Consider the following 26,036-nt stretch of genomic DNA (forward strand, 5'->3'; position numbering starts at 1 on the left):
GGTACCACCCCGGCGTCCTACTTTATTGTATTTGTTTTTGTTGATTTGTTTTCTACAGGTTGATTATTTGTAGTTTTGTTATTAGATTCGGTATTAACCTGTTCTTTTGCTCCTTGATTTTCATTAGCACTTGCTTGTGATTGAAGATTATTTGAAGTTACTTTTGTTGTTTCTGTGGTGTTTCAAAGTGTATTTAAATGTTCTAAAACAACTAATGAAGCTTTGAAAGTTGCAAATGCATTTGCAAGTGTGTATGGGGTGAATGCAGCCTTGATTTGTGTTGCAGGAGCATACACAGACGTATCAAATTTAGTAAAAGCATTCGATCTAAAACTGATGTTTGGATCATTTAATTTAGTATAGTAAGCATTACGAGCATCTGTTAGTTCTTGTTTAAGTTGTTCAAGGTTGGCATCTTTACTTTGTATTGCTTTAAATACTTTTTCTGATGCTAAAAAGTAATTTTTCTCTAGAGCATCAAATTCTTTATAAAAAGTTTTTACATCGAAAGATTGTGAAGTTGATGCAAATGAATTTGCACCTGTACTATTGATATAAGCAATATCATCGTTTTGCGATATATCTAATAAAGATTTAGTAGTTGTATTATAAGCATCGGTATCGACTACTGTTGATTCTAATGATAAATCATTTCATTGATCAGAATATAAATTAGTTCATTGACGAATTCAAGCAATAGTTTCTTGACCAGGAATATAGTAATTATATTTATTATTTTCAGAAGTATCTTTTTGATATCCTAATTGATCTTTTAGCTCCTGTGAGTCAGGATTTAAGCCTAAATCTTCTCAATATAAGTATAAATTAGATAAAACTAATAATTTTTCATATAAAAATCTAAGTTTAAGTTTCTTATCGAAAGTTTTTAGCATATCATCTTCAGTTTTAGATTTAATTGGTGTATACTCAGTATTAAAATCTTTTAAAAGTTGATCGATTTTTTCATTATGAAATTTTTGATTACCATCGTTTTGCGATTTTTTAGCAGTTATTTCGGTAATTTTGTCATCAATTTTTTTAATGTATTCAGTATTTTCTTTTTTGAATTTTTCTAAATCAGATTTAAGATTATCTGCAGTTAGTTTATATTTACTAAAATCTGAATTTGCTTGTGTAAGATATCCTAAAATTCCTAATTTAGTTTGTTCTCCATTAAAATAATCAATATATTTTAAATTACCTAGAGCGGAATAAAAAGGTTTGTTCAATTTATAGTAGTATATACTTCTAAAACCATCTCCAAGCGTTTTTAAATAATCAGAGTATTTTTTATGAAGCTCTTGAGCTTGATTTTTAAGGTTTAAAATATCATCGGTTTTTAATAAAGCATTTGAAAGTGGAAAGTCACTTATGACAAAGTCGATAAATCATTTGCTCTTGTCAATTATTGGATTACCATCAGAAGAAGTTGCTTTTGATGCATAATTAGGAGTTCAAATTTGTGATAAAAAAGTTGCATAATTAATTAATTGTTCTTGAAATGGTTTTGCTTCTGCAATAAGGTTTACACCTTGTTTTTTATCATTTGACATTAATGTCTGCAGATTTAATCCGCCTAATCTTGCTGTAGTGAATGCAAAAACTTTTGATTGTTGGATTTTTTCATCCTTAACTTTTTGCCCATCTGTTTGGTTTGTAGATACAAATTTTGATTTATCAGTTGCACTAACTTGTTGTTCGATTGCAACAATGTTATCATATCTTCATCTAAATAAATCGTTCATAAATGATTTATTGGATTCTAATAATTTTGGTAACTTAATTTTTGCATCTTGTAATGCAGTTGAAATTCGAGAAAAATATGAAATTCTAGATTCGATGATTGAAGCGATATTTCATAATGATGCACGGTTTTCTACAGTTTGCTGATATATTTCACGATTATTTTTAAGTGGTTCAATTAAACGATTAATTTGATTTATAAATGATCTTTTATTTGCTGCACTTATGTCTTTTGCTTCTCTAATTTCTTCTATAGTTTTTTCTAAAAATAAGATAGTAAAATCATTTATTTCAATCAAAGCTTTTTTGCCTGAATAATGTCGCTTTAAAAAACTACTTTTAATTTCTTGGTTTTCATTCTCTAATTTTTCTTTATCTGATTGTAGTTGTTCGATAGTTTCTTTGTTATGCTGAGCATTTTGTTCGTTTTGTTTTTTTAATAACTCCTCATGTTGTTTTTGCTGTTTAGTACTTTCTTCTTGAATTTTAGTATTTTCTTTTTTAAGTGAATCAACTTCAACTTTTAAATCAGAATTTTCAGTAAACAGATTTGGAATAACTGATAAAGCAGCAGTGTTATAATCAGATAATATTTTATTATATAAAGCATTTAATTGCTCTATGGTAGTAGTTTTTGAATTAGTTAATTCATCGAATTTATTTTTATTCTCAAGATATTTTTCAGAGTTAAGATTGTATAAATTTACTCTTTTTAACATCTCGTCTATTTGTTTTGATTTTAAAACAATTTCCATTGATTGTTGTGGTTGTTGTGTTGTTTTTTCTGGTGTACATGCAACAACTAAAGCAACGGACAAAGTTAATAAAGATGTACTAGAAAGTAATTTTCATTTTTTTAATTTTTGAATTTTCATAATCTCCTTTTTTTAATATAAATTATTTCCTTACCATTTCAGCAACATCGGCAGCGAAGTTTGATTGAGTTTTTTCAATTCCTTCACCTACTTCAAATCTTATTGCTGATACAAGTTGGCTACCATGATCGTTTAAGTATTTACCTACTGAAATAGAATCTTGCATTACAAATGCCTGTTTTTCTAAAACAAATTCTGAAAGTTGTTTAGTTAATCAACCATGAAAGATTTTTTCTTGAATTTTAGCAGGTTTTGATTCGAAAGCCACTGGTTTTTCAAAACGTTCTTTTATTTCTGATAATTGTTTTTCACTTAAATCAGAAACTAATGTAACTTCAGGGTTCATTGCTGAAACATGCATTGCAACATTTTTTGCAGCATAAATATCTGTACCTTTTATTTTAACAACAGCAGCAATTTGATTATTGGTATGAACATATGTTCCTAGTATTTCACCTTCTTTTGCTTTTACCATAAACATACGACGGAATGAAATTTTTTCTCCAATAACTGATGTAGCTTCGATTAATGCTTTTTCTACTGTTAAACCATTTGGTAGAATAACTTCTAATGCTTTTTCCTTAGTTCATACATTGGCATCAAAAATAGCATGAGAGATTTGTTGAACAAGTTCTAAGAATTTATCATTTTTTGCAACAAAATCGGTTTCACTGTTTATTTCTATTAATAATGAACGATATTTGTTGGTAATTGCAGTAACAGCACCTTCAGCAGCAATTCTGCCAGCTTTTTTTGCAGCTTTAACAATTCCGTTTTCCTTTAGTCATTTAACAGCTGCTTCGATATCATAATTAGTTGCTTCAAGGGCTTTTTTAACATCAATTAATGCTGAATTAGTTCTTTGTCTTAATTCTTTTATAAGTTCTATTTTATTTACTGACATAATTTACTCCTAATTATTTGTTTCTGTATTTTTTGATTGAAATTCTGGTAAGATAACTTTTTCATCATCTTGATATGCAAATAATTGTTGCCCACCTCTTGCTTTAGCAATTGCATCAGCTAAAATTGTCATAATTAAATTAATTGATTTTGATGAATCATCATTGGCAGGAATACCGAAATCTACTGCATCAGGGTTTGCATTCGAATCAAGAATAGCGATTACTTTTAATCCTTTTCTACGAGCTTCTTTGACGGCGATTTCATCTTGCAATGGATCTGCTACAATCATAACATTTGGTAATCTTCTCATATTACGAATACCATTTAGATTTTTATGTAACTTGTCTAATTCTTTTTTGAAATTTAAAGCCTCTTTTTTGGTATAACCTTTAAAATTATTAGCTGCCTTTTCTTCTAATTCTTCCATCTTTTTAACACGAGACATAATTGTTTCATTGTTTGTTAATGTTCCACCAAGTCATCTTTCAGTAACAAAAAATGAATTTGTTCTTTCAGCTGCATTTTTAACAGAATCACGAGCTTGTTTTTTAGTTCCTACAAAAATAAATTGTGCATTTTTAGCAGCTAATGAATTTACAAGTGAGTAAGCAAATTCTAAATATTTTTGTGTTTTAAAGATATCAATAATGTGAGCACCTTTATTCATTTTATTTGGAACAAGGTATTCCTTCATTTTTGGATTTCATGAATGTGATTTATGTCCAAAATATGCTCCGGCTTCTAAAAGTTTTGTTCTTGAAACAATAGGATTTTTTTCTTTGTTTTCTTTAACTTCCTTTGTTTCTTTATTAGTTTTTTCTACCTTAATTTCAGGTTTAATTTCAGTTTTACTTTGATTTGTCATTTTTTTCCTTTAGTTTGTTTTGTCTAAATAAACTATTCTAACACCTAGCACTTATAATTATTCAAGCACACCCAAGCGAATCCTAGTTTATTGTGATTTATAAAAATAAGTATTAAAATACTTATGATTATTTTATCATTTTTTCTTTGCTATAAAAATATGGTAACTTAATTTATTTGTCTGTATACTAGATAAAAAAGAAAATATACTTCTAAAAACTTAGTTTTTTATTTTAAAGTTGGTATAAAACACAAAAATAACACAACCAAAAATAGTTTTGTTATTTTTACGAAAGAGTAATTTTTATATTATTTGGTTTACCATCTTTATCATAAGATAATTTAGTATTTTTTAAATTTATTATATATGACTTAGCAAGTAATTTTAATACAGATGTTTGCGTATTTGATGTTAATTTAGCATATTTATCATAATTTGAAACAAATTCTACATTATTTCGAGTTCAAATGCGTCCTTCAAAGTGATTATAATATATTGCATATCATATATCATCAAATTCTCTTTGTTGAATTTTAATAATTTTATTAGGAACAACAGTTTTATCTGGAACATAGTTTTTACTATAGAATAAATACGATTTATATGAAGGAAGTTTAATGTTATCTTTAAACTTTGTATATATTTGATTTGTTTCAGTTACTGGACTAATATTATCATTCTTTAATTTTATAGATATATTAATTTGATTATTTTCATTTTTTACAGTATTGATAGAACTGTTATTTAGTTTCTGAATTTTGTCAGGATAATAATAAAAGTAACTTGGATATCCTATTGGTTCTGCACCGTATTGTGTAATCAAATTGTAAACACGAATTGGAAAAAAATCTCCTTCGATATCTCTTACAAATAATAAATTTATAAGAACTTTATTTTCATTTTTAATTGGTAACATCTCGATTACCATATTATTATTTTTTTTGTAAAATAAATTATTTTTATCTTTTGAAAAGATGTTCTTGATATTATCATAGTTTCATTTAAAATTATAAGAACTACTTATTTTTTTAAAAGTTAGAGTTTGTTCATTGTTTTGTTCTACTAATGCAAAAAAAGAGTGCTCCTTATCGATAATATTGTTTAATTTTGAATATTTAGTATCAAGAATTAAATTTTGAGATTTCAAATCTTCTTTTAGTTTTCTTACTTGATTATTATTTTGTGATTCGTTTTTTGCTTCCCAAGGAGTTTTATTTTCGTAATGACTACATGCTATTGAAACCGCTAATAAAGGACTAGATAAACTTAGACTTAATAATTTTATTAGGTTTCTGGTCATGATTTTTCTGCTGTTAATTTTGAACGAGTTTCATAAATAGCATATTTATCATTTAAAATGTAATAGACATTTTTGTTTGTAAGGTTTGTGTTTTCAAAGTCATTTCTTAGTTTAATAGTTAAGGTAAATTCATATAGTCATGAATGATAATTTCTCCCCGCTACAAACATATTGCGATTTGTTGCATCGCTATTATCGTTGTTAAGATTTGGATAATTAACTTTTAATGTTGAAAGGTGGTATTGTCTGTAAATCCATCATGAATTTGCATAAATAACACCTACCATACCTACATTAAATATATTAGAGTGATTATGTATTTCAGATACACTTAGTTTTCTTCTCTCAGAATTTGATAATCTTCATAAATCAGAATATGTAGAATAAGCAGCAAGTGGTTTTTCACCACCAGAGATTAGATTTTTATATGTCAATTGTTTTGACTTACTGTAATATAAATCATATATACTGTATTTTCTAACATTGTCTGCATAAAATTTCATTCTGTCTCAATTTATATATCCTGCACCAAGGTTTAATGGTAATATATTGATTTTATCATTATATTGTTTTAAATCAAAACTTGCTATTAAAATAGCTTTTAATTCTGGAACTTGATAACTTGAATTAGGTTTTTTTATTGCCGATAGTAAAGCAGAAGCAGCTAATAAAACAGGTGTAGAAAAACTTGTTCCTGATCATCGTCAATAATCTGGATCATCAACTAATGTGTCTGTTTTTCATCATTGATCATTTAAAAAAAGTGATTGATTACTAAATTTATCTGGACCTATTCCTAAAGGAGAATCCTCAAAACCTTTAATTTTACCATTTGAAAAATCTTCAATTTGATCATTATTAAAATTATATGCACCGATTATAAAAGTGTTTTTAGTTCTTTGGATAGAAGAAGCTTTTTTTCAAAAGGTGGGGTTCTGGTTAATTGTATCTCTTAACTTTTCTAATATTATTTTTTGATAGGTAGTAGGTTTAGAATTAAGTTTTTCATTTATCCATTTATTAACCTCCATTATATGATTTGGTGTTTTAAGATTTTCATTATCAGCAGAAATAAAAAATTTCATATTATATTTATATGCATATTCATCTATTAATGCAGCTTCATCTGGATAATCTGTGTTCATTTTTACATTTAAAATATCTATAATATTGTTTATATATGAAAGATTACTATTTTTATAATATTCATTCATTTTATTTAAATCTAGTAGTTTGCGATATGCTGTTGAATAACTCATATTAATATATTCAACATTATTTTTTCTAAAGAATTCTAAATTTTCTTTTAATATGTCATAATTACTTGCATTATATGTTCTATTATAACTTGTTGAATAAATTTCAGCATTTTTTAGTAATCCAGAATCGCTACCAATGATTGAAGCAATTTCTGTTGCATGATAATTTTTATTTCAATAATCTAAAAATGAGTGATTCATCTTGGAAAAATCATATATTTTATCATCAGTAAGGTTAGGGTCATATTTGACTCTACTGCTATTAACAACATTTGGATTATTAATTGAGCCTAGAATATTATAATTATCTTCATTGATTTCTTTATCAATATTCAAAGTTGTTTTTCCATCAAATTTCAAAATACGATAATCAACTAAACCACCATCGATGATACCTATTTTAATCTTTTTATCAGTTCTTTTATGGATTCCTAATTTATCTCATAAGTTATCAAATAAATGATTATATTTTTTAATGTCTCTAGGTTGATTTGCAAAAATTGCTGACATTGTTAAAGGAAGGCTTGAAATGCTAGATAAACCAATAATATATTTTCAAAATTTCTTTAATTTCATAATAACCTCCTAATTTAATTATACTCTTTTGTATGAAATTATTTTCAGTAAAAAAAATCAGGTTCCCCTGATTTTAAGATTTTACTTTTGAAAAATAGTAAGTTGTAATTTGACTTAAGGTTTTATCATCAACAGGTTGGATTGCTTCGTGAATCATCCCATCAGTGTTTTTAATTTCATAAATATTTATTAAATTAAAGTCCTGACCTTCGTATTTATCATTAAAATAATTTCTAAGCACTACCTCATAGTCTGTGATAGCCACCGGATCATAATTAACATAATCAAAATTTTCTAAATTAAGATGTTTTGCCAAATATTCTTTATCTGATATATTAACATATGCCAGCATTTTAGCAATAAAACTTGTTATAAATTCGGTTCATATTTCTTGTTTTTCATTATCACTTTTTTCATTTGTTTCTTTTAAAGCATCATCAAATAATCCTTTAATTGTTTCAGATGTATCTTCATCTGAAATATCATTGTTTACAACTAAATAAACATAAGTAGCAAGAATTTTATCACTTATTGTTTTTGAAACTTTATTAATAAATTCTTCTTTTGAAATAGTAAACAAATCAGTTTGTAATTTTTGTGCTAATTGCGAAAATTTATTTATAAATTCTGAATAATTTTTACTAAGATAATTTTCTAAAAGATGTGGGACATATGAGATTCTTTGCTCTTGATCTACATCGTTACCTTGATCGTAGTCATCTCTTAGTTTATAAAATTCATTGAATTTTTCATCGTTTTGTTTTGATGCTAAGTTAATTTCATTGTATAAAGAATTTATAAATGTATTAATATCACTAGTTTTTATATCCGAAGAATCAATTTTGCTTAACTCTAGGGTTTTTAAATCCTTTCATACATTAGCTACATATTCTTCAGTCACTAAATTTTGTGCTTTAGCAATCTCTGTATCAGATGTGTTTTCATTAAAAGTAGATATCATTTTTTGGTTAACGAGTTTATCATACCTACTACCGATATCGTTAAGATATGAATAATAACCTTGAGAAATAGCTTTTTGATATTCATTACTTAATTCTTTTGGAATATGTGATGAAATAACTATACCATCAACTAAAAGAATGTTTTGGTGTGGTTTAACAGCACGAATTGATCCATCAGGAACATCTGGAAAGTTATCTTCACTATAATATGCATCAATTGCATCCCCGTTATACATAATTGCAGATGTTACATCGGGACGTTTTTTATTGATTAAATCATTTGCTATTTCTAATCCATCACCTTTTAAACTGATATGTTTTGCATTACGAACATCAAAACCAGTTCCATCTTTGATTAAGTCTGCAAATGAATCGATAAGAATTTTATATGGTTGTGTATTAGTCGAAGAATCATCTTTTACTACTGCACCAGTAAATTTGTCTAAAGTGCGACCACCATCAGGTAGTGGTCAGTAAGCAGAACCATACAGCATATTATCACGAATTGCATCGGTGATTTCTCAGTCTTGATAACCATTAACTTTTAATGTCTTTAAAATATTAATTAATGCATATGGGTCTTTTATACTGCTTTTGTTAGGTGTGATAAATTTATCAGTATATTTGCTAAAATCAATTCCTGAATCTTCATCAAAGGCATTCTTATTTAGCTTTTCTTTATTAATTTTATGAATATTATATGCAACTACCATATCTTGTGAATAATATGGATAAAAGTATTCTCATAATGATTCATCGCTGTTGTTATCACCTTTTTTGCTTAAATCGTAACGATTTAAATGTTCTCATATCTCTGGACGCATCGATAAGCGAACATAATTTTTAATTTGAATGTATGATTTTTGTGCATCTTGATATTTAATTAAAATATCATTATATGCATCTTTTAATTTTTGGTTATTCGGATTGTCAATGAGTTGCTTTTTAAGATCATCCAATTGATGTTTTAAAGTTTGATATTCTAAGTAATTAGAATATTGTGGTAAGTTGAAGAAAATCGAGTAATTGAGTTTACCGATAAGTTGTTTTTTAGCAAGCTCTACCGCTAAAAATTCTGAACCAATTCCAGCAACTGCTTTGTTATTAATTAATGCATTACTAAATTGATTAATTTCATCAAATTCTTTATAATCAAATGTCTGTGCAAGTTGAGCAATATTAGCATCAGACATATATGATTTATAGTTATAAAAACTTGGTTTAAATTGATTTTCGACTTTTGATGCTAAAACTGCTGAGAAACCTGAAATTGCACCTAATGCAATAGTTGATGCTAATAAAAGCTTCTTATTTAGTTTCATTTATCCCTTTTTCTTGGTTTTGTAAATTGCATAACCAATGTTTCCTAAAATAGTAATAAATAAAACGATTGAACCAATAACCAATCCTCATGGCTCAAATGCACCCTCATATAATTTTGTACCTAAAGTACTTGCATTTGATACAGTGCGGGTTATGATAAAGTCATCAAAACTAAGAACACTTGATACTAAAATAACTGTAATAATTGATGGAATCATATAAACAAGGTAGGTTTTAAATCATGCACGAGTTTTTGAGTAACCTAAATCCTGCGATGCTTCGAAGAGGTTATTGTTAAATTTTTCACTACGTGGTAGCATTAAAGAAATTCCATAAGGTAATGCCATAATTGTATGTGCAACTATCAATCTACCAAAACCTTCTGAATCAACTGCAACAATACCAAAAAACAATGAAAACACTAATACAAGACCTAAAGCAGTAATGTTATCAGGATTGATAAGTGGGATATTTGATGTTGCTGTCAAAGTAGAACGCATTAAACGATTTTTTTGTCGATAGAGAGCATAAACGGTAATTAAACTTATAATAACAACTAATGTTGAAACAATAATTGCTAATAAAATTGTGTTTAATAAAGCAAGCCCACGTCCGTTATCAAATAAAGTTACTCAGTTTTCAAAAACACCTTTAGTTCAAGTTGGATTAAACTCACCTTTTGGTGTTTTTTGATTAAAACTAAATACCACACCTGTTATTAAAGGAACATAAATAATTGCTAAAATAATATAAATATAACTACGTCTTAATAATTCAGTAAATTTATTCATAGTGTGCTCCTTTTTTAAATTTAAAAATGAGTTTTGGTATGAATATAAATAACGAATATACACCGATGAAGATAGCAGAAACCACTATAACAAGTGCAGAACCACTACTTAGATCATATTTATTACCAGGATTTAGTTTTGAGTTGATTAAATCTCCGATAAGTTGGTGTTGTGAACCATCTGGAAGTAATTTTGCACTAATTACAAAGGTTGTTGCACTAGCCAAGAAAATAATTGCTAAACCACTTAATATAGCTTTAGTTCCATATGGAACGATAACTTTAAACATTGTTTGAATATTATTGTATCCTAAATCATTACTTGCTTCAATAATATTTTTTGGCATATCTTTAAATACTGTATATAAAGGTAAAACCATTAGAGGTAGGTTTAAATAGGTAAGACCAAAGATTATAAAAAGTTCACTATTGAGTGTTTTAGGATTTGTATGAAAAATAGCTAATGCTAAACCTTTAATTGAGTAAATTCGAGCAATGGTAAAAATTGCCATCGGACTAATCATTAAACTTAATGCAAAAAGTTTAAAGATTTTTGATTTAGATGTTGAAATAAAATAAGCATATGGAAAACCGATGATTAAGCATAAGAAGGCAGAAACAATTCCTATTCATAATGAACGACCAATAATGTTTCAAGTGTTAAGATCTTTAAGCAACACTGCTGCATCAAAAGATTCATTATTGGTTGCTGAAAAAGCACTGATAACAATCATTAATACAGGTAATACAATTAAGAAAATTGCAATTAATAAGTAAGGTAAGAATAACCAGGCTTTTTTGTCAAAAGTGAATGTTTGTTTAATTTTTGAAAACATTAGTTGTATAATCTCACTTTGGATCTTTTTTCATCAAATGAATGGTATCAATTGTTCAACTTAAATATACTTTTTCATCAATGTCGAATTTTTTGGCTGTTTCAACATATAAAATATCTTCATCTTCTGTTTCAACTGTTAAATAATAATAACTTCCTCGGTAGGAAATATCTTTTACATAACTTGGTATTTTTCCGCTCATCGATGTTGGATTGCTTGTTATATCTATGTCTTCAGGTCTAATTAATGCATCGAGGGTGTTTTCACTTCCGAATTCTTCGATATCATGGATAGTTTTGAATTCTCTACCTAACAATTTTACATTCCCGTTAGGTAAAAATTTAGCATCAAAAATATTTGAATCTCCAACAAATCTAGCAACTCATATATTTACAGGGTAGTCATATATGTTTTTAGGTGTATCATATTGTTCGATTATTCCATCGCGCATTACAGCAATGCGATCAGAAAGTTCAAGTGCTTCAGATTGGTCATGGGTTACAAAGATGAAAGTGAGTCCTAATTCTTGTTGTACACTTCTTAGTAACTCCTGCATCTTTTTACGGATTTTAGCATCCAGAGCAGATAAAGGTTCATCAAGCAGCAAAATTTCAGGTTCAATAACTAAACTACGAGCTAGAGCAACACGTTGCTTCATTCCACCCGATAACTCAGAAATTGCTTTAGTTTCATTACCTTTTAAACCAACTAATTCGATGATTTTTTCAATTTTTTCATCCATTTCACTAGCAGTCATCTTACGTTTGAAATATCTATTTTCAAATGCTTCCTTCTTTTGAGCAACATAATTCTCTCAATAAGAATATTTAAAATCTAAATCATCCAACCAATTTTGGATGCGATTATATTGCGATGTATCTGCTGGTATCTTTTTTAAAGCTTCGATATATTTATCTTGCTGTGTATCAATTTTATCCATTTTTGCATCGGCTTTTTTGGTTCATTCTTCAATTTTATGTTTAAGTAAATCGATGTGTTTTTGATTGATTTCTTCTTTTTTAATACGTTTTAATTTCAAACCATATGCAATGTTTCCTTGCACATTTAAATGTGGAAACAATGCATAATCTTGAAAAATGGTTGAAACGTTGCGTTTATGTGGAGAAAGGTCTTTAATATCATAACCGTTAAATAAAATTTCACCACGAGTTGCTCATTCAAAACCACCTATAAGCCTTAGGATGGTAGTTTTTCCTGAACCAGATGGACCAAGCATAGTAACAAATTCACCACGCTTGATTTGTAAATCTATCTTATGTAAGACAGTTTTGTCACCGAACTCTTTAACAACTTCTTTAAGTTCGATAATTGGCATATTTGCTTTTTTAGTTTTTTTCAAACTAATTTCACGAGTTGTTTCAATTTGTTTAGATTGATTATTATCTGAATTAATATACATGTATCTCCTTTCTTATTGATTTAAATAAGCAGCAGGGAGACGGTATCGAAAAGATTCTCGCAGTATTCTTCGATACTGTAAGATAAAGACGGATATTCTAAATCACAAAAATTGCTTAAGATGTTTTTAATAGCTAATTTTTGAATTAAAATATTTTTGCTTTTCATATTTTTATATTTTATATAAGAGCAAAAAAAATCATAATAAATTCTTAATTTTTTTGTAATGTTATTTATAGAAGTAAATGATTAATATGTTGTCGTATGATAAAACCATATATAAATTCTTCAAAATAACAAATATGATTTTATTTGTTATGAGATAAAAAGGATGCATATTTAAATTTTTTCAGTTATAATTTATAAAACATAAAAAAAGTCAGAAACGAGGAAATATGATAAATGTAAATGAATTTAAGCCTGGAATAACATTTCGAGATGATGGAGAAATTTTTGTTGTTTTAGAAGCTCAACATTCTAAACAAGGACGTGGACAAGCAAATGTTAAAGCAAAAGTAAAAAATCTAAGAACAGGTTCAACCACCGTAAAATCTTATACAGGTGGAGACAAGGTAAAACCGGCTCACATCGATAAAAGAAAAATGGATTATCTTTATTCAGATGGTGAAAATATTATTTTAATGGACAAAGAAACATATGAGCAAATTGAAATTTCACTTGATAAAGTTACTTGAGAAATGAACTTTTTAAAAGAAGGACGGGAAGTTCAGATTCGTATGTTTGAAAACGAAGTTTTGGATATCGAGCTACCTGTTAATGTAACTTTACAAGTTACATCAGCACCAGATGCTGTAAAAGGTAATACCACTACAAATCCACAAAAAAAAGTGATTGTTGAAACAGGTTATGAACTAGAAACACCGATGTTTATTAAAGAAGGTGATATTATTATCATTTCAACTGAAACAGGTAAGTATTCTGGTAAATCAAAAGAGTAATTATGTCAAATTATATTAATGTTCCCTTTAATTCAGATCAAATTTATGTTGTTAAAGAGGGTGCTTTTTTAGATATTATAAAACTTACAATGTCTGATTTTAGAGAAATTAAAGTTGTTGGTAAACCTAATTTAGTATTTGAAGAAAATCATACAAATCTAATGATATACCTTGAAGTAAAGGTAAAGGAAACATCGCGAAAATCATTAAATACATTATTTAAAAATATCAGTAACCAGTTAAAAAGTGCTATAAAATCTTTAATTGATATTAAACCCAAAAATATTCAATTAATTTTAAGGGGATTTTATTAGTTTTACATAAAATAATATTAAAAGTTTATCTTATATATCATCAGTTACATAAAAGGAAATATATGGAAAAAGGTTTTAGAAAGTTTTATTATACTTATAAACATTTTGATTCCAAAGATTGAGCAACCTTTATTATAGGAGTCAATCTTATTCTTTTATATATTTCAATTATTTTATGAAACTGAGCAGATAAAAGTTATGAAACTTGAAAAGTATATAATGAAAATCAAGATTTACTTAGGAAAATCAAAGAAATAGCAGATTCAAAACCAAATATGCAACGTGAAGTATATCGCAGTTTGCTTCCTAATGCAGTGCTATTATTGTGAGGAGGAACAACTTATTGATTTACTTTTATGTCAAATGTTTTAATGGCAATTACGATTTTAATCTTTCCATTTTTTAAAAAATCCCGTAAAATGCAAAAATTTTATTTTTCTGGAATAGTTTATATTATCATAGTTGTATCAGCTTTTTGGTTTGGTTATATAGTCGATTCTAGCATCGGTGGAAATGATACAGATAATGATTTTTATCGAACTTTAGTATGACATGCGATCGCCCCGTTCTTTGGTATAATTACTCTTTTTTGAGAAAGAAAAAGAATTCGTGTAAGTACCCGTGTTATATGAAGTTTTTCGATTTATCCAGTTACATATTTGATTTTTATTATTTTTATATATACATTTGGTTATAAATTTAAAAATCTTATTCAACATGACTTTTTACCGAGTATAGTAGCACAAACTAATGAAGAAAATTATATTATTCCAAAGATATATAATACCGAATTAGATCGCGGGATAGCAATTTATTCAGCTATCAGTTTCTGACATCCACTAGGTTATAGTGGAGATAATTTATATTTAAAATCTATTTTAATTTTAATAATGATTTCTCTATCTTTCTTTTCAGCGCCTGCTGTTGGTTTTATCCTTAGAAAAGTATTGAGAATCTTACAACCAGGACAAAAAGCCTTGCCTCCAGTTTACTTTATTAAGACTAAAGAAAGAATTGAAGCAATAGAGCAACGTAAAGCAGTTATGCAGGAAGCAAAAAATGAAAAATAAAAAGGATGATAAAGCAACCGATTATGTTGCAAGTTATTTTAATAAAACTCAAGAGGTTATTAAACAGCATAATCCAAAAAATATTATTACACTACAGTTTTTTCAGCGTCGAGATGATAGTATTTTAGCAGGAATGCAAGAAGTTTTAAGATTACTCGAAGAAAAAACCGACACTTCTAAGTATAAAATTAAATATTTACCTGATGGTAGCAAAATTAATAACTTAGAGATTGTATTAGAACTTACAGGACATTATCAAGATTTTGGAATTTGAGAAGGTATGATAGACGGGATTTTAGCTCGCTATACTTCGATTGCCACCAATGCATATGATATTAAGAAAGTTGCTAATAACAAAGAAATAATTTTTATGGGTGATCGTGCTGATCATTTTATCAATCAAACAATCGATGGATATGCAGTTGGTATTGCAGGTATTCACATTGTATCGACACCGATGCAGAAATTTGCTCAAAAAAACAATCAAGAAAGTGTTTTCGGAAGTATGCCTCATGCTTTAATACAAAATTTTGATGGTGATGTAGTTGCGGCCACACTTGCATTTCAACATAGTTTTCCAAACGATAAAATTATCGCTTTAGTAGATTACAATAATGATGTTGTTAAAGATTCGTTAGCAGTATGGAATGCATTAGGTGATAAGGTTTGAGGTGTTCGGATTGATACATCTAAGAATATGAAGGATCATATGTTTGATAATGAACCTGATAATCCAGATTTTTATGGTGTTAATGTTGAACAAGTAAAAAGATTGCGTGTGGCATTGGATGATGTAGGTGCTAACAATTATAAAATTGTTGTTTCATCTGGATTTAATGCATCTAAAATAGCATATTTTGAAGCTTCAAATGCACCTGTAGATTTTTATGGAGTTGGACAAAGTATATTTAAATTAAATAATTCATTTTCTGCTGATGCAACCTTATTAAATGGTAAAAAACAAGCTAAAGAAGGCCGCGGATATCGCTATAATCCAAACCTAATTGATTATATACCTAAATCAAATAATAATAAAGCATAAAATGTTTATTACTGGTATATAGCATTAAACATTTATATTTAAAGAGGTGATATGAAAGATGATGTATTAGTGATTAAAGGTGCCCGCGAAAATAATTTAAAAAATATTGATTTAACAATCCCAAAAAACAAGTTAATAGTTTTTACAGGTCTCAGTGGAAGTGGAAAAAGTTCGCTTGCTTTTAATACTATCTACGAAGAAGGTCGCAGACGATATGTTGATTCGCTAAGTTCATATTCTAGAATGTTTTTAGGTGGAACAAAAAAACCTGATGTGGATAAAATCGAAGGACTTAGTCCTGCTATTTCAATTGAACAAAAAACTGTTCATAATAATCCACGTTCAACTGTTGGGACTGTAACTGAGTTATATGATTACTTTAGATTACTTTTTGCAAGGATTGGTAGGGTTTTTTGTCCAAATCATAACATTGAAATAAGTTCACAAACTTCAAAAGATATTCTTGATCAAATTTTTTTAAATAATCAAGATCAAAAAATTGCAATATATGCTCCATTGGTTGAAAGTGAAAAAGGAAGTCATCAAAACCTACTTGAAAAACTTAAAAATGATGGTTACACACGGGTAAAAATTGATGGAGATATGTATTTACTTGAAGATGAAATTAAACTAAATAAGAACAATAAACATAATATTGATTTAGTTATTACCAGAGCAATTGAAGTAAGTGAGCAAAAGTATAATGAAATTTCAGAAGCAATTAATATTGCTACTGAAAAATCAGGTGGGATAGTTAGAGTAGAGAATTTAACTACTAAACAAGTAAATATTTATTCAAAGTTATATGCATGTATTTATAAGGATTTTTCAGTTCCAAAAATAGAACCAAGAATGTTTTCGTTCAATGCTCCATATGGGATGTGTGAAAATTGTAAGGGATTAGGTTTAGAATTTAAAGCAGATATCGATGTGTTAATCCCTGAGCAATGAAGAACAATCGAACAAGGGGCAATTAAATATTTTGCTAATACTGTAAATACTCAAAATCTTGAATGACAAGAATATGATGCAATGTTAGAATATTATCATATTCCTAAAAATTTACCAATTGATGAGATGAACGATGAGCAAATAAAGCGAATTTTATACGGTTCGCAAAATGATGAAATAGATTATGTATTGATTTCATCATCAGGGAATAAATATCGCCGTCGCGATAAAATTGCAGGAATTATAACCTTAATTGAAAATCATTATTACAATACAACTTCTGAAAATCGTCGTGATTATTTAAAAAAATATATGGGAACCTTTACTTGTTCATTATGTAAAGGAGCTCGCTTAAATCAACATGCTTTAGCAGTGAAAATAGATAAGTTGAATATTTTTGATTATATAAAAATGTCAATTGAAAAATTGCTTGAAAAAATCGAAGAAGTACAATTAAAACTTAGTGAGCATCAACTTTCAATTTCGAATTTAATTTTTAAAGAAATTATCGATCGATTATCATTTTTAAAGAATGTAGGTTTAGAATATTTAACCCTTGACCGTAGCGCAGAAACTTTGTCAGGAGGTGAAGCACAACGGATTCGTTTAGCTACCCAAATCGGATCAAATTTATCAGGAGTTTTATATGTTTTAGATGAACCTTCAATTGGATTGCACCAAAAAGATAATCAAAAACTAATTCAAACATTGAAAAATATGGTTGATTTAGGTAACACTTTAATAGTTGTTGAACACGATGAAGAAACCATCTTTGCTGCTGATTATATAGTTGATATTGGCCCGCAAGCCGGTGAACATGGTGGAAAAATAGTAGCTTTTGGTGATTTAGAAAATATTATTAATTCTCCTGAATCAATTACTGGTAAATATTTATCAGGTGAATATCAAATCAAAATACCCAAAAAGCGTCGACCTGGTAATCAAAATTTTATTGAAATCAAAGGTGCTCGTGAGAACAATCTAAAAAATATTGATGTTAAAATTCCTCTTGGGATGCTAGTAGGAATAACAGGTGTATCAGGCAGCGGGAAAAGTACATTAGTTAATGATATTTTAGTTGCAGGAATTCAACATATGCGAGGTTTAACCGAAGGAAGTGCGCAACGAAAAGCGAAGTTTGATACTATTAAAGGACTTATTAATATTGATAAAGTTGTACCTATTTCACAAAGCCCGATTGGACGAACTCCTAGATCTAATCCTGCTACATACACAGGTGTTTTTGATGACATCCGAGATGTATTTGCTAATGTTGCAGAAGCTCGTGCTAGAGGTTATAATAAAGGAACTTTTAGTTTCAATACCAATGGGGGTCGCTGCGAAAAATGTTCTGGTGATGGTTATTTGAAAATAGAAATGCATTTTTTACCAGATGTTTACATCCCTTGTGACCAATGTGATGCCAAACGCTACAACCGTGAAACACTTGAAATCAAATACCGTGATAAAAATATAAATGATATTTTAGAAATGAGTGTGGAAGCAGCTTTTGAATTTTTCAAAAATCATAAAAAAATTAGTGAAAAACTTCAATTTTTATTAGATGTTGGATTAGGTTATATCAAACTTGGGCAAATGTCTACAACTTTATCAGGTGGAGAAGCACAAAGAGTTAAATTAGCAACCTATTTACAGCGCAAACCTACAGGTAAAACATTATATGTTTTAGATGAACCCACAACTGGATTACACATTCATGATGTTAAGAAATTAATTGAAATTTTAGATCGCATTGTTGATAAAGGTGATTCAGTAATTGTAATTGAGCATAATTTAGATGTGATTAAAAACTGTGATTATTTAATTGATTTAGGTCCTGACGGTGGTATTAAAGGTGGTAGAATAGTTGCATCTGGAAGTCCTGAAGAAGTTGCTAAATGACATGTTGGATACACAGCCGAATTTTTATCTAAAATTTTATAATTTCTTTATAATTAATTAATATGAATCGTAAAAATATCAGTGTTAGACATATTGTGAACTTATTTAATTTAAAACTTTTAAATAATGATTTAAATAAAGTTAATTGAGGATGTGTGTATCGGCCTGCAATAAAACAAGTTGGTCTGGAATTAACCGAACATATCGGAAATAGTGATTTATCAGGAAATATAATTTCATGAGGAACTACCGAATCTATATGATTTCAAAGCATCGGGCGAGTAGCAGCATTGCGAGCAATTGAACATGTGTTTTTAGGTAATCCACCATTGGTGCTGCTTTCAAGACGTATTTCTAAACCTGCTTTAAGTTGGATTCAATTAATGGCTGATAAATATGGTGTACCAGTTTGCTTGACTCCGATGTCTTCATCTTATATAGCAACCAATATCGGGTCTTATTTAAACAACCATTTTGCAGATGAAAAATTAGTACATGGTTGTTTAGTTTTAGTAGGTGGTACTGGTGTTTTGATAACAGGTGTATCAGGGATAGGAAAATCTGAAGCAGCCTTAGAGTTAGTGCAAAAAGGTCATGTTTTAATTAGTGATGATTCAGTTTTAATCAAAGATAATGGAAATTTATTTATCGGTAAATCACCAAAAATAACTCAAAATATGTTAGAAGTACGTGGAATTGGTATAATTGATGTAAAATATACATACGGAATTCGAGCTGTAGCACCATCATCGATTATCAATTTAGTTGTTGAATTGGTTCGTACTGAAAAACAAAATGAGTTAGATCGCATTGGAGTCGATTTTCTTAAATACCCAATTTTAGGTCGTAGCATTAAGAAAATACAAGTTCCGATCAAAGAAGGGGGTTCAGCTGCTTCATTAATTGAAGCTGCTGTCAGTGCCTATTTATCGCGTCACGATGGACTTGATATCTTGAAAGAAATAGAAAAAAGGAGGTTAGAACTAGATGACTAGTATTCCGATATGAGTACCTGAAACAGCAAAGCACGAAGGGATACCAGATGCACCTTTATTTAGTATTGGTTCATTTAGTGTGCAGGTATATTCATTAATGATTATGCTCGGTTATTTAGCATCCATTTTAACAATCATTTATTTTTGAAAACGAGAGAAGTTAAATATGGATAAACTCTTTGTGTTAATCATTATTACCATCCCACTTGGGATTTTAGGTTCACGTCTTGGATATATAATCGAGCAACTTATTTATCAAGATGAACCATTTAAAGGTTCGGCTTGGTATAAAATCTGAGAGGGTGGATTAAGTATTCAAGGTGGACTTGTAGTAACGATTTTAGTAGATTTATTTTATGTTTATACACAACGCAAACACTTAGATATTCGAAAAGCTGCATCAATAATTATTCCTACCATCTTAATAGGTCAATTTATTGGTCGTTGGGGTAACTATGCAAACCATGAAGTTTATGGAAAAATCGATTGAAGCGGACAAAGTTCATTAATCTTTGGTAAAACCTTTGCACAAAATATGTATATCTCTGATGCTTTAACTAATTCAATGGGATTAAACGGAGCATATCGTTATCCATTATTCTTATATGAAGGATTAGCAAACTTAGTTGGATATATTTTAATTGTATGAGTGATAAACTTCTTTGGTATCTTTAAACCTGGAAGCAGCATTGGTTTATACTTAATTTGATACGGACTGCTACGTATGGCGATGGAACCACTGCGTGAAGAAGCATATGGATTATATCAATATGTTGCGATCGCATTTGTTGTTGTCGGTGTATTAGTATTTATTTACTATCAAATGTGAGCTAAAGTTAAATATAAAGTAGAATACAGACATAAAGTGTTTAAATTCTATCAATATCAAGATCAAAATGCTTACTTTCAATATATTGATGCTACATCAATAATCCATATGTTTAAAAAAGCATATTCTTATATATGATTTAAATAAGTTGAATTAAATAAGGAGTTATTATGGAAAAAGAAATTTATGATTTAGTTATTATTGGAGCAGGACCTGCTGGTTTAAATGCAGCATTATATGCTTCACGTGCAGAATTAAAAACAATTTTTATTGAAAAAGGAGCACCTGGTGGAAAATTAGTGGTAACAAATAAGGTGGAAAATTGACTTGGAACCGAAATGACTGAAGGGTGACAACTTGCAACACATTTTTTAGAACATGCTAAAAAATTTGGTGCAAAATATCAATATGGTGAAGTTGAAGAACTGATTAACCATTCGGATTATGAAAAAGAAGTTAAATTAACAAACGGGAAATCAGTATTTGGTCGCACTGTATTGATAGCAACCGGAATGAAAAACCGCGAACCAAACTTTATTAAAAACTTTCAAGAATTTTTAAACCGCGGAGTTAGTTATTGTGCAATTTGTGATGGTCCACTTTATAAAGGATTTCCATCATTGGTGCTTGGTGCAGGTAATTCAGCAGTTGAAGAAGGAACTTATTTAACCAATATTGCTTCACATGTACATATTGTAATCAAAGATGCAGATTTCACAGCAGAAAAAAGATTAGTTGATGAATTACTTGCTAAGCCAAATGTTACTGTTTATCGTGAATCACAAATTAAAGAATTACAAGGACATGATTCGTTAGAATCTGCTGTTATTGTAGATAAAAACGGAAATGAAACAACTATTTCAATTGGATCATTTTTCCCTTACATTGGAATGGTTCCTACCACAACCTTTGCTAAAAACCTCAATATTTTAGATAAAAACGGGTTTATAGAAACCGATGAATTTATGCAAACTAGAATTAAAGGAATTTTTGCTGCAGGTGACATCCGAACTAAAGATATTCGTCAAATTATCACAGCTGCCTCAGATGGAGCAATTGCTGCTAAAAAAATATCTGATTATATTAATTTTAAGTAAGAAAAATAAAGGATGCTAATTGCATCCTTTATTTTTGATCAATTATTTATCTGCTAAGCGAACCGAATCTAAATCAACTGTTACTTCTGATTTTTTACCATAACTTTCAATTAACAAAGTCACTTCTTTATTTTTATGATCGATTGCTATTACTTCTGCAACATAACCAGTATATGGACCTTCAATAACTTCAACAAAATTATGTTCTTCTAAACCGAAATTGTATTCACCTGAATCAAAACGCTGTTGTGCTTCTTTTTCTTTTTTATGCATTTTAGTAATTTCAAGATTAGATACTGGAGTAGGTTTTGCTCCCTTACCAGAAGAACCAACCAATCCAGTAACATATTGAGTGTTACGCACCAAGAATCAAGCTTTATCAGACATATGCATATGAGCAAAAATATAACCTGGATATAAATTTACATATTTAACCTTAAATTCATTACCTTCTAATTTCTTTTGATGTTCTTTAGAAGTTAGTGTTGGACGTTGAAAGATTTTAAATGCTCCTTGTGGTGTTGCGGTTAAATCAAAATCATGTAATAAATCTTCAGCAACTATTCGGTTATTTAATGATTCGATAACTTGTTGTTCTTTACCTCTAACGGTAGAAATCATATATCATTTCAAATTACTCATAAGCCTCCTAAATGTTTCATAATTTGAATAAATGTGTAAAGCCAAATGATAAGGCTGTTACAAAAATAGTGAATATTACAGTAAAAATTAAAATTTTTACAAAGTTAATTGAATTTGTTTTTGCATCGGGTCATCTAACACGTCTAACCTCTTTAACTAGCTTGCGCATCCAAAAACGTTTTTTTCGCTTCGATTTAACGATATGTTCGTTTTCTTGTGACATTTAAACCTCTTCTTTATGTATTGTATGTTTGTGACAATGGATACAATGTTTTTTAACAGTTAAGCGTTCAGTTTTACCTAAACTCTTATTAGTTGTGTAATTTTTACGACGACATTCACTACAAGACATTGCTACTTTATGATTAGTCTTCATATTTATTAATTCTACCATATTATTTAAAATTTGCTATAAATCAAGCAAACAAAACAATTTAAGATTTTTATAATTCTTATGTAAAATTTCATTTTTTCTTTATAATACTATAAGAATTTAGTATAATACAGAAAAATACACAAAAAAGGAATAAAATGGATAAAAAAATTGTTGCTTTTGCAAGCGATCATGCCGGTTATAAACTTAAAGAAGAACTTAAAAATTATGTTGAATCTTTAGGTTATCAAGTAGTTGATTTAGGACCAAACACTGATGCAGTTCCAAGTTCATATGCGACTCAAGGACATAAATTAGCTGAATATATGGATAATGAAGATCCTACATTTGGTATCGGGGTATGTGGTACAGGTTTAGGAATTTCATATGCACTAAATCGTCATAAACACATTCGAGCTGCTAGAGTTACTTCGTTAGAGGATGCTCATTTAGCAAAATTACACAATAATGCCAATGTTTTAGCATTCGGAGGACGTCAAATTGCTCCAGAAAATGCTAAAAAAATGGTTGATGAGTATTTAAAAACAAATTATGAAGGTGGTAGACACCAATCAAGAATAGAGGAGTTAGATAAATAATGGCTGACAAGTTAGTTGAGAAAAAAGACTTAAAACCTACCTGACATATCACATTAGATAAACAGAAAGGTAAATGAAGAGTATCACGTGAAGGTTCAGAACGTGCTACTATTATATTTGATACTCAAAAAGAAGCAATTCCATATGCTCGTGATTTAGCTAAAAAACATAACGGAACATACTATGTACACGGAGAAAATGGAAAAATCCGTGCTGGAAAAGGTTATAAACCAGAATAAAAATATACGCAATATTGATTGATATTGCGTATTTCATTAAATTATGAAAACAGGGATTTTTAGTAAAAGATTTTTTATCTTTATAGCTCAATTTATTTTTCTTTTTGCTTTATTAGCAGGGATAGCAAGTCTGTTATTTTTGATTAATGCTAACTATATTTACTTATTTTTGACAATAGCTTATTTTGTTAATACTCTTTTTGTGTTTTTTATCGGTTTACAACGTCGCAATTTTGAAGCAAAATTAGGTTGATTATATATCTTAATTTTATTCCCGGTTGTAGGACATGCTCTTTTCTTTGGTTTTGGTTGAATTTCACGAAACAGAAGTGAAATCAAACTAAAAAATGATCCTAGATATAAAATTAATACATACGAATCGTTCGGATTAACTAGCACACATGAATGTTATGATGCAAATTTAAAGGCTGTTGCTCGCATTAATGATACCAAGACCAAAAGTTCCCAATACCATTTTTATAACGAAGGTTATCGGTTTTATAAAACATTATTTGAAGCAATAAAAAAAGCTCAAAAATCAGTATTTATTATTTCATATATAATCAAAAAAAGCGAAATTTCAAAAGAGTTTTTAGATCTTATTAAACAAAAACACTCACAAGGTATCGAAATAAGATGATTAATTGATTTTTTTGGTGCATATCATTCTCAAAAAAAACAAATAAAGAAATTAATTAAGTTAGGTATTAAAATTATTTATATTGGTAAAATTTATTATCCATTTATTAATGCTGCAAGTTTTAACCGCAACCATCAAAAATTTATTATTATAGATTCACAAATAGTGTTTTCTGGTGGAAATAATATTTCTGATGAATATGCTTCATTATCAAAAAAATATGGGCACTGAATTGATGTTAATTATAAAATAACAGGTGAATATGTTAATGTTTATATCTTACTTTTTTTAAAACTTTGACATATTTTTGCTAAAGAAGAACTAAAACCTTCTCAATATTTGTCATCAATTTGTGATGATGACCATCGCAATCATTCTGTTTTAGTTGCTGAATCACCAAGTTTTCCACATTCTGTTTCTGAATTTACTTGATTAAAGTTATTTGCTAATGCTAAAAAAAGTATTAAAATTGCATCACCATATTTTTCTGCATCCGATGCTCTGTATCGACAATTTTTATTATGTTTAAAAAGCGGGGTAGAAATAACTGTGTACTTTCCAGGCTTACCAGATAAGAAAATAGTGCATCAAATTGGATTATGACAACTTAAAAAACTTATTAAACACGGGTTAAAGGTAAAAATATATAATGACCATTTTATGCATTCTAAAATCGGTATCATTGATTCACAAATTGCTTGAGCAGGTAGTGCTAATTTAGATAGTCGTAGTATGAATTCGCAGTATGAAACAATGGATATTATTTATGGAGATGCAGTCGCACAAGTCAATGATATTTTTAATGAATATGATAAATATTGCAGTGATTTAACAGATAATCCAAAGTTAAATAAAGATTACAACATCTTTGAAAAATTCTTTTTTTCTTGAATGAAATTATTAATATAAGGAGTATATGAGGTTAAGATTTGATAAAAATGCACAAGGTAAATTAGATGAATCTAGTTATTATCTAAAAGAATTTCCGATACAATTAAATCACACTGATGTTATTGAAATAGGTGCAGGTAAGGGTGAGATGATAACATCCCTTGCAAAGCAAAATCCTGATATCAAATATTATGCTCTTGAAAAATATGCAACTGTTGCAGTTAAAATTCTCAAAAAAATTGAAGAACTTAATTTGACTAACTTATTTATTATAACTGCTGATGCGATTAAAATAAATGAAATATTCAAGGGAACTTGTGATAAAATTTGACTTACCTTCAGTGATCCATGACCTAAGAATGCACATTTTAAAAGACGACTAACATACAAAACATTTTTGGATACATATAAGCAATTATTAGGACAAGGTGGAAACTTATGATTTAAGACAGATAATGACAAACTTTTTGAATTTTCACTTGATTCGTTAATACAAAATAACTGAAAAATAATTTATCAAACTAATGATTTACATAAATCAGAATATAATAATCAAAATATTAAAACAGGTTATGAAATTAAATGAAGTCAAAAAGGCAAGAATATAAATTTTTTAATAGCAAAACCAAAATAAAATCG

23 protein-coding genes are annotated in these 26,036 nt (G+C 28.5%); 12 read left to right on the forward strand and 11 right to left on the reverse strand.

Going from position 1 to position 26,036, the window contains the following annotated elements:
• Positions 1-17: 17 nt before the first annotated feature.
• The 9 genes from ACR82Z_RS01830 to ACR82Z_RS01870 all read right to left on the reverse strand — a co-directional run bounded on the left by ACR82Z_RS01830 (position 18) and on the right by ACR82Z_RS01870 (position 12,855).
• Positions 18-2,618 carry a hypothetical protein gene (locus tag ACR82Z_RS01830; RefSeq protein ID WP_435130405.1) on the reverse strand — a complete coding sequence of 867 codons (2,601 nt, stop codon included), beginning with the start codon at positions 2,616-2,618 and terminating at the stop codon, positions 18-20.
• Positions 2,619-2,640: 22 nt separating this feature from the next.
• Complete coding sequence (gene tsf / locus ACR82Z_RS01835; RefSeq protein ID WP_435130406.1) at positions 2,641-3,522, reverse strand: translation elongation factor Ts; 882 nt, start codon at positions 3,520-3,522, stop codon at positions 2,641-2,643.
• Positions 3,523-3,531: 9 nt separating this feature from the next.
• Positions 3,532-4,389, reverse strand: coding sequence for a 30S ribosomal protein S2 (rpsB, locus tag ACR82Z_RS01840; RefSeq protein WP_435130408.1), 858 nt, complete (start codon positions 4,387-4,389; stop codon positions 3,532-3,534).
• Positions 4,390-4,675: 286 nt separating this feature from the next.
• Positions 4,676-5,689, reverse strand: coding sequence for a hypothetical protein (locus ACR82Z_RS01845; RefSeq protein WP_435130409.1), 1,014 nt, complete (start codon positions 5,687-5,689; stop codon positions 4,676-4,678).
• A complete protein-coding gene (locus ACR82Z_RS01850) occupies positions 5,674-7,524 on the reverse strand; it encodes a S8 family serine peptidase (protein WP_435130411.1) in 1,851 nt (616 codons plus the stop codon). Before ACR82Z_RS01850 ends, ACR82Z_RS01845 begins: the two co-directional genes overlap by 16 nt.
• A 73-nt stretch (positions 7,525-7,597) precedes the next feature.
• Positions 7,598-9,808 (reverse strand): hypothetical protein, encoded by a 2,211-nt coding sequence (locus ACR82Z_RS01855; RefSeq protein ID WP_435130413.1) that lies wholly within the window; start codon positions 9,806-9,808, stop codon positions 7,598-7,600.
• Positions 9,809-10,600, reverse strand: coding sequence for an ABC transporter permease (locus ACR82Z_RS01860; protein ID WP_435130414.1), 792 nt, complete (start codon positions 10,598-10,600; stop codon positions 9,809-9,811).
• Positions 10,593-11,435, reverse strand: a complete 843-nt coding sequence (locus ACR82Z_RS01865) for an ABC transporter permease (RefSeq protein WP_435130416.1) — start codon at positions 11,433-11,435, stop codon at positions 10,593-10,595. Before ACR82Z_RS01865 ends, ACR82Z_RS01860 begins: the two co-directional genes overlap by 8 nt.
• Positions 11,419-12,855 (reverse strand): ABC transporter ATP-binding protein, encoded by a 1,437-nt coding sequence (locus tag ACR82Z_RS01870; RefSeq protein WP_435130417.1) that lies wholly within the window; start codon positions 12,853-12,855, stop codon positions 11,419-11,421. The genes ACR82Z_RS01865 and ACR82Z_RS01870 overlap by 17 nt, the downstream gene beginning before the upstream one ends.
• A 394-nt stretch (positions 12,856-13,249) precedes the next feature.
• Here ACR82Z_RS01870 and efp point away from each other — a divergent pair, with 394 nt between their 5' ends.
• The 8 genes from efp to ACR82Z_RS01910 all read left to right on the forward strand — a co-directional run bounded on the left by efp (position 13,250) and on the right by ACR82Z_RS01910 (position 22,013).
• Complete coding sequence (gene efp / locus ACR82Z_RS01875) at positions 13,250-13,813, forward strand: elongation factor P (protein WP_435130419.1); 564 nt, start codon at positions 13,250-13,252, stop codon at positions 13,811-13,813.
• Positions 13,814-13,815: 2 nt separating this feature from the next.
• A complete protein-coding gene (locus ACR82Z_RS01880) occupies positions 13,816-14,127 on the forward strand; it encodes an MMB_0454 family protein (RefSeq protein ID WP_435130421.1) in 312 nt (103 codons plus the stop codon).
• 62 nt (positions 14,128-14,189) lie between these two features.
• Entirely contained in the window at positions 14,190-15,197 is a 1,008-nt protein-coding gene (locus ACR82Z_RS01885; protein ID WP_435130423.1) for an MAGa3780 family membrane protein, read from the forward strand.
• Positions 15,187-16,239 carry a nicotinate phosphoribosyltransferase gene (locus tag ACR82Z_RS01890; protein ID WP_435130425.1) on the forward strand — a complete coding sequence of 351 codons (1,053 nt, stop codon included), beginning with the start codon at positions 15,187-15,189 and terminating at the stop codon, positions 16,237-16,239. The genes ACR82Z_RS01885 and ACR82Z_RS01890 overlap by 11 nt, the downstream gene beginning before the upstream one ends.
• Before the next feature lie 51 nt (positions 16,240-16,290).
• On the forward strand, positions 16,291-19,134 hold the full coding sequence (gene uvrA / locus ACR82Z_RS01895) for an excinuclease ABC subunit UvrA (protein ID WP_435130427.1): 2,844 nt from the start codon (positions 16,291-16,293) through the stop codon (positions 19,132-19,134).
• Between the two features lie 20 nt (positions 19,135-19,154).
• Complete coding sequence (gene hprK, locus ACR82Z_RS01900) at positions 19,155-20,087, forward strand: HPr(Ser) kinase/phosphatase (protein WP_435130429.1); 933 nt, start codon at positions 19,155-19,157, stop codon at positions 20,085-20,087.
• On the forward strand, positions 20,080-21,063 hold the full coding sequence (gene lgt / locus ACR82Z_RS01905; protein WP_435130431.1) for a prolipoprotein diacylglyceryl transferase: 984 nt from the start codon (positions 20,080-20,082) through the stop codon (positions 21,061-21,063). Before hprK ends, lgt begins: the two co-directional genes overlap by 8 nt.
• A 23-nt stretch (positions 21,064-21,086) precedes the next feature.
• A complete protein-coding gene (locus ACR82Z_RS01910; RefSeq protein ID WP_435130433.1) occupies positions 21,087-22,013 on the forward strand; it encodes an NAD(P)/FAD-dependent oxidoreductase in 927 nt (308 codons plus the stop codon).
• A gap of 42 nt (positions 22,014-22,055) precedes the next feature.
• On the opposite strand, the gene nusG is transcribed toward ACR82Z_RS01910, so the two are convergent.
• Positions 22,056-22,655: a transcription termination/antitermination protein NusG gene (gene nusG / locus ACR82Z_RS01915; RefSeq protein ID WP_435130435.1), complete on the reverse strand. Its 600-nt coding sequence runs from the start codon at positions 22,653-22,655 to the stop codon at positions 22,056-22,058.
• Positions 22,656-22,878: 223 nt separating this feature from the next.
• Positions 22,879-23,031, reverse strand: a complete 153-nt coding sequence (gene rpmG / locus ACR82Z_RS01920) for a 50S ribosomal protein L33 (RefSeq protein WP_435130437.1) — start codon at positions 23,029-23,031, stop codon at positions 22,879-22,881.
• 155 nt (positions 23,032-23,186) lie between these two features.
• On the opposite strand from rpmG, the gene ACR82Z_RS01925 reads away from it, so the two are divergent.
• From ACR82Z_RS01925 to trmB, 4 genes are read left to right on the forward strand one after another with little or no spacing between them, the layout of a single operon-like run.
• The gene (locus ACR82Z_RS01925; protein ID WP_435130439.1) at positions 23,187-23,627 is read left to right on the forward strand and encodes an RpiB/LacA/LacB family sugar-phosphate isomerase; all 441 of its coding nucleotides are present in this window, start codon (positions 23,187-23,189) and stop codon (positions 23,625-23,627) included.
• A complete protein-coding gene (locus tag ACR82Z_RS01930) occupies positions 23,627-23,866 on the forward strand; it encodes a DUF2188 domain-containing protein (protein ID WP_435130441.1) in 240 nt (79 codons plus the stop codon). The genes ACR82Z_RS01925 and ACR82Z_RS01930 overlap by 1 nt, the downstream gene beginning before the upstream one ends.
• Before the next feature lie 43 nt (positions 23,867-23,909).
• Complete coding sequence (locus ACR82Z_RS01935) at positions 23,910-25,415, forward strand: phospholipase D-like domain-containing protein (RefSeq protein ID WP_435130443.1); 1,506 nt, start codon at positions 23,910-23,912, stop codon at positions 25,413-25,415.
• 7 nt (positions 25,416-25,422) lie between these two features.
• Positions 25,423-26,031 (forward strand): tRNA (guanosine(46)-N7)-methyltransferase TrmB, encoded by a 609-nt coding sequence (gene trmB, locus ACR82Z_RS01940; RefSeq protein WP_435130445.1) that lies wholly within the window; start codon positions 25,423-25,425, stop codon positions 26,029-26,031.
• The last annotated feature ends 5 nt before the right edge of the window (positions 26,032-26,036 follow it).

Origin of the sequence: Mycoplasma sp. 6243 (assembly GCF_051200785.1) — a bacterium.
In the GTDB taxonomy this organism is placed as follows: Bacteria; Bacillota_I; Bacilli_A; order Mycoplasmatales; family Metamycoplasmataceae; genus Mycoplasmopsis.